This is a genomic window from Pseudomonas sp. LSJ-87, from assembly GCF_032971465.1.
GTDB classification, from domain to species: Bacteria; Pseudomonadota; Gammaproteobacteria; order Pseudomonadales; family Pseudomonadaceae; genus Aquipseudomonas; species Aquipseudomonas putida_Z.
In genome coordinates this window covers 1-5,495 of the sequence record NZ_JAWJYQ010000087.1, presented here as the reverse complement: position 1 = coordinate 5,495, position 5,495 = coordinate 1, and the positions used below count along the sequence as shown (strand labels likewise).

At 48.4% G+C, this 5,495-nt stretch carries 6 protein-coding genes and 1 pseudogene; all 7 read right to left on the bottom strand.

Annotated features, from left to right (window positions below; translation table 11 throughout):
- Positions 1-348: 348 nt before the first annotated feature.
- A complete protein-coding gene (locus tag RYH74_RS26105) occupies positions 349-984 on the bottom strand; it encodes an SMI1/KNR4 family protein (RefSeq protein WP_317410589.1) in 636 nt (211 codons plus the stop codon).
- A 189-nt stretch (positions 985-1,173) separates the two neighbouring features.
- Positions 1,174-1,548 (bottom strand): barstar family protein, encoded by a 375-nt coding sequence (locus RYH74_RS26100; protein WP_286101006.1) that lies wholly within the window; start codon positions 1,546-1,548, stop codon positions 1,174-1,176.
- Between the two features lie 810 nt (positions 1,549-2,358).
- A complete protein-coding gene (locus RYH74_RS26095) occupies positions 2,359-2,688 on the bottom strand; it encodes a hypothetical protein (protein ID WP_075043692.1) in 330 nt (109 codons plus the stop codon).
- Positions 2,688-3,002: a DNA/RNA non-specific endonuclease gene (locus RYH74_RS26630; RefSeq protein WP_350059720.1), complete on the bottom strand. Its 315-nt coding sequence runs from the start codon at positions 3,000-3,002 to the stop codon at positions 2,688-2,690. Before RYH74_RS26630 ends, RYH74_RS26095 begins: the two co-directional genes overlap by 1 nt.
- Positions 2,935-3,777: pseudogene (locus RYH74_RS26090) on the bottom strand (IS5 family transposase). The gene RYH74_RS26630 and the pseudogene RYH74_RS26090 overlap by 68 nt, the downstream one beginning before the upstream one ends.
- 459 nt (positions 3,778-4,236) lie before the next feature.
- Positions 4,237-4,788, bottom strand: coding sequence for a DUF6990 domain-containing protein (locus tag RYH74_RS26085; RefSeq protein WP_075043689.1), 552 nt, complete (start codon positions 4,786-4,788; stop codon positions 4,237-4,239).
- Positions 4,785-5,495: hypothetical protein (locus tag RYH74_RS26080; protein WP_317410585.1), on the bottom strand; the 711-nt coding region annotated here is incomplete at its 5' end. The genes RYH74_RS26085 and RYH74_RS26080, both read right to left, overlap by 4 nt.

Below are 5,495 nucleotides of genomic sequence, written 5' to 3'. Positions count from 1 at the left end.
CCATTTCCACCACAGGCTTTATACCGCTCGTGCCATCATCAATGCTGCCAATGCCGGCAGCCTTGCTCCATCTCATCCGGGAAATGCTACAGCGGGTTTGCTTGCGCTTACCGGCGTACTCAAAATCGGAGAAGCTCATTTGACTCATGGAAGGCTTGTTGGGGGGAAGCTAACTGGAGGGCTATTTCGGCACAGGTCGATTGGTCTGTGCTGACTTGGTCTGAGAATCCCTAAAGCGAGCAGCGAAGTGAGGGAGATTTTGCAGCAAACAGATAAAAACAACACCGGCGCGAGGCCGGTGTCAGACCGAGTATGATTCTATATAAATCTGTTGCCCGCTTTAAAGAGCTAGCTGTCAAAATTTAATCTAATCCGGGCTCCGTCCGGCAGCTCTTTAATTTGACTAGCCATATTAGCTCTAAATCTCATTCCCTCTACAGCATCAGCCAGGTACAAATTGTCCAACACAAACTCACCACCTAGTACGAACGGCACCTTAGGTAACAAACGTTTCCCGGCAGGGAGCTGACCATTCTTCTTTTGCCATTGATGCGCTAACGGATAACCCGTAAGTACCTCATAGTCGCTTAGGAGCATTTGCACCCAGCCTTCAATGTCATCAGCCAAGTACTCTAACGAGCCTGTTTCTGGGTCAAAGGTATAGACCCTGCTATTTTTAATGCAGAACTGCCCACCAAAAACATCTTCTGTAAAGAAAAGGCAATCATCGGCCAAGTCTTTGTAGCCACTGCGCCACAGAGCGCTCTCGTTCCAATAACTAATACCAATTTCGTTCTGACTAGAGTGCGTGGGAAATACATGCAAAGCACTTTCTAGAGCACAAAAACCATTACACTGACACAGCACTCCAAAAAGTTGATCTGCTAAATTACCTGCCAATCTATGCAATTGCCCTAATATTTCCGGCTCATGCTCACTCAAAGATGAACTTGCGTTCAACAACAATTTGTCCAAACTAGTCATATTCTAATCCATCACGCCTATTCGACTTTCCGCTTGCGGATGCAGCCGAAAAACAGCAGCTTGACAGCACAAAAAAAGCAGTTCAATCGGCGTCCTGGGCGAAATTACAGCATCAGCAACGTTTATACGCGACTGTACGCGACCGGAACACCTTCCACGGCATTCATAACGTCTTTTGCACCGCTTGAATTAGCTCATTAAAAGTGCCTCCACTGCACTTCGGTCAGTCGACCGGAAGAAAACCTCCAATTGACGCGCCTCATCTCGCCCCCAGTCAAGAGCCGCGTCGCGCAACACCTCCAGATAAACCTTCAGGTCATCTACTGGCACGCTTGGAATAACTTCATGCACAAGAACCACCTTGCTGCATGGAATCCATTCAAGATCTCTCAAACAGTCGTAGAGTGCATCCCAATTGAATCCAAAATACCCTGGAAGCCATAGCTGGTAATATAGCGCGCTTAACAGTTCTTCCGAGAGAGAAATTTTCGGATCAATACGGACATAAAAAACTTCCGCAGCGTCGAATGAGGGCGTGAGATCGGAGTACTTGAATGGCAGCATTTCCACTCCTTGTTTTATTTATTGATTGGGATAAATGTCTTGTAATGATCTGCAGAGTAGTATATCTCATCACCCTTCCCAACAACTATCCGCTGAGGCCCTGACCCTGAAACACCTCTATACAACCAAGCACATCTTTCTTATATGTCGAATACCCTTCGTGGCGCTGCACAAAAAATGAACGTGATTTAACTTTCCCGAACGAAACCCAAGGTCCAAGCCGGACTTAATAAACTTATAACATTTTCTTCCCTTCTGGATCATTATAACCACCCGGGGTCTCTGAAATGGCTGGCGGCTCTCCGACCTCCCGACACAAGTCAGGCACTATTGAACCACCTTCATTTTGACCAAGAGTTCAAATAAAACTCGACCAAGTATTCATTACTTAATAAATCCTGCCTTGCGATTTCTTTCCACTATTTTTTGAACAGTTTCATCCACAAGCTTTGAATCATAACCTCGACTGCTCAAATTTGTTTGTAGTGCATCTGTGTCACGACAGACTGCACCTTACAGATCCGCTGCGTCTTGTTGAATCTGAGCAGGTGTATTTTTTCCGCCATAGATAGGACCTGCAATATGTACATCTCGCGGTACCTCCACAGCAGTAGAGTTTTGGTAGAGAGTCTTGGTTTCCAGCTCGGTAAGGGGACGGCCCAACTCTGCTTCCTTTGCTGTGCGCAACGCAGCAAAGGAAGGGCTATGGTCGTGCTCTAGGCCATCTCCAACAACTTCTCTTGCCTTAAGATTTTCCAAAAGCACACCACATTCAGCCTAAGCCTCTACATCTAAACTTGCCGCTTAAGCTCAAGGATAAATAAAGTCGATGCAAATTTTAAATTTAATCAAGTCTAAGCCCACCTCACAGCCACTCCACGCTGGCAGCCCTCCTGTCAGTTTATTCTCAACATACCAACGACGCAACTCCATTAAAAGATCTAAAATATCTGTATTGACTCGCCCGCCTGCCGTAAACCAGGCAACGTTACCTTGTTCATCAATGTAGTCATACTCATACTCACAGCTATCTAGCTCCTGGGATAGTTGTGCACGCATAATAATTTTACAGGCTCCATCGGGAGCAATCTCAAACAGAATGCCCCCAATGTCATTATAGATATCATCATCACTACGCATCAATTTACACCCGGTGAGTTTTTAAATAAAATTTCTTTTGGACGAGCAATACCTATTAAATACTGCACGTTAAAGCTTTCTGGCCGAACAGTATTGCCAAAATAAATAGTCTCAATCTTTACGTTAACTTGCTTTCCCTCCTTGAATGCGGACGCCCATGTATTTCCCATAGATTTCCAAGTACCTTTATTCAAGTTCCCATTCATGGGAAGGAGGTTCAACCTCTCCCCAGGTCCGTTGAATATACTAGGCTCCGTACGAAAAGAGATGTCGCAAACACCGCATGGAACAAGCCAGTGAGACCATGGCGGCATAGCTTTTCGCGAGCTTGTCGAAGCGTGTGACGATGCGGCGATTCTCTTTCAGCCAGCCAAAAATGCGCTCAATGATGTTGCGCTGTCAGTATTTGGGCCGATCAAACAGTCTGGGTAAGCCAGGCTTGGGTTTGCGCTTCATTGAGCGCATCGGGAGGACGGGTTGCATACGGTACTGGTCGCAGTAACGGCGCGTAGCCCTTGTCGGCGAGCAACCATTTGCGGCGCTTGCGCGGGCGGCCACGTTGGTTCGATGGAATGCTGACTTCGTCCAGCAGTGGTTGTGCGTAGCTGATGTCACTGGCTTGACCGCCAGAGAGGAGGAAGCGCAACGGTGTCCCGTTGGCGTCGCAGAGCAAGTGGATCTTAGTTGTCGGGCCACCGCGACTGGGGCCTAGAGCGTGATCGGCAGGTTCGTCAGGCCCCCTTTTTTCCGAGCGCCAGATGGGGCTCGGGTTGCACGTACTGCGGTTGAGACGATCATCCAGCTTTGCAGATCAATCAAGCCTTGCTCGTTCAATCTCAGGTGTAAGCGCTTGAGCATCTGATCGAACGTCCCTTGGTTTCGCCAGCCGCGAAACCGTTGATACACCGTTGACCATGGGCCGAAGCGCTCCGGCATGTCTCGCCACGCAGCGCCCGAGCAGAGCACCCAGAGCACGCCATCGAGCATCAGGCGGTCGCTTAGACGCGGTCGCCCCCGACCATGAGTTTCGATGAAGAGATCAGAGACCACATCCCAGGCCTCGTCCGAGAGTTCGTAACGCTTTGCCATCACAGAATTCCTTTCCGTAGATGGCCGGGAACCCTGCAGAATTTCAGCTTCCGAAGGGCGGCAATTGGGTTTCTCGGGATTTCGTACAGAGCCTAGAAGACAGAAGTCGGATAACTAATTGATACATAAGAAAATACTCATCTCGCAAGAGGTGCGTGTGTATTGAGATTTTGATCCTATTAAGTAGCGAAAAATCATGCTCAAAAAGGGCGTATTGAGCAGATAGACCATAGGTCGTCAGAGGTGGGTGCTAAAGGGGTGCAACTTGAGTGCAGATAGGATGCAGAAAGAGTGCAATCAGGGTGCAAAAGCAACTGAAAATACTGGCGCTAGAGTGCGCCGAATATCCACCAAAGCAAACAAAACGCGTAGCGAAGGATGGGACGGTTTTGAACGTAAAGCGAAATACAACACCGGCCCAAGGCCGGTGTCAAAGGTGTGTAGCGCTCAAGAAAAAATCTATTTTGCAAGTTTGGCTTTCAAGACTGCCCGATCAATCATGCCATCAGTAATGTAGGGTACAAAACCAAGCCTGTCTCCCATCTCAAAGCTCTTCTTGTAACCGTCCAATCGTTCAACGTCACCAGCTATTGCCAATGCAGCCAAGTGCCGAAGGGGCATCGCGCCTTTACTGTCAGTCGGCAGACTTCTATAAACCATCAGGCCGGACTCAATATTTTGAGAGCGTGCCCAAGACATGGCTTTCTCAGACATCCTGAGAACATCATCACTAGAAAATTCAGGCAACTTCTCTGGAGGCTCATTACTGACTATTACCGGCGAATATCCGCTCCCCTCTCCCCGCACAAACGCAACAGTTTCCGAGAATTCTTTGGTCGAAACCGATGGCATAAGTGACACCCGAAAATGATCCGAGCGCTTCTTCACAGACGGGATTACTTGAAGTTTAACCCCATCAACATCTGTCACGCAAAAATAATCCCCGACTTCATCCTTGCTACAAACCCAGCCCAGCTCCGTCAAAACTGAAGCCACATCTTTTTCCTTCATAACTTAGCACCAGGAAAATTCATTATCTCAATAGGGATACCGTTAGGATAACCTTGATCCTTTAGTGGTACGCCTGGCGTGAGGCCAAAACTTTCGGCAACTTTCCCCCTTGGAATTGAAGCCCCATCTTTTATTTGAGGGAAAATTTCTGACTGACGAATACTCAAGTCCGCGCCCCCTGTCTTAACCTCAATAATTCTCAAGGTCCCATCAGGTGCTTCGGCCACGATATCTGGCCTACAACGACCAGTTCCGCAGGAGCTACCGAATGATATTTCCTTTTCGCTGACTCTGAACCCTTGAGACGAAAGTTGATCCTTTATGTCATCCACCATATTCAAGTGATGATCATAGTGATCTTTGATGGTGACTTTCGGATCTGTTGCAGTACCTTTTGCACCGCTGGTAGCTTTGCCTAGTATCACCACCGCCGCTAATTTTACTACATCATCCCGCGTAGCACCTTTATCGACAAGGCTTATGATCCCTGGCACATCCACCGGCGCCAAGGTCGAGCCGAGCAAGCCGTCCTGACGTGCCCGTTCATTGATTGCCTCTTCAGCTAACCCTTGCCGTCTCCATTCCGCAATCAGCTCACTCGCTCTGATCGCGTTCACATACGGATTCGCAACAACGCCCATTGGCGACCAATCGCTGCCCGACAGCGCGTAGACATCAAGGAAGCTCGCGTCCGCGTCGCTCTTCTG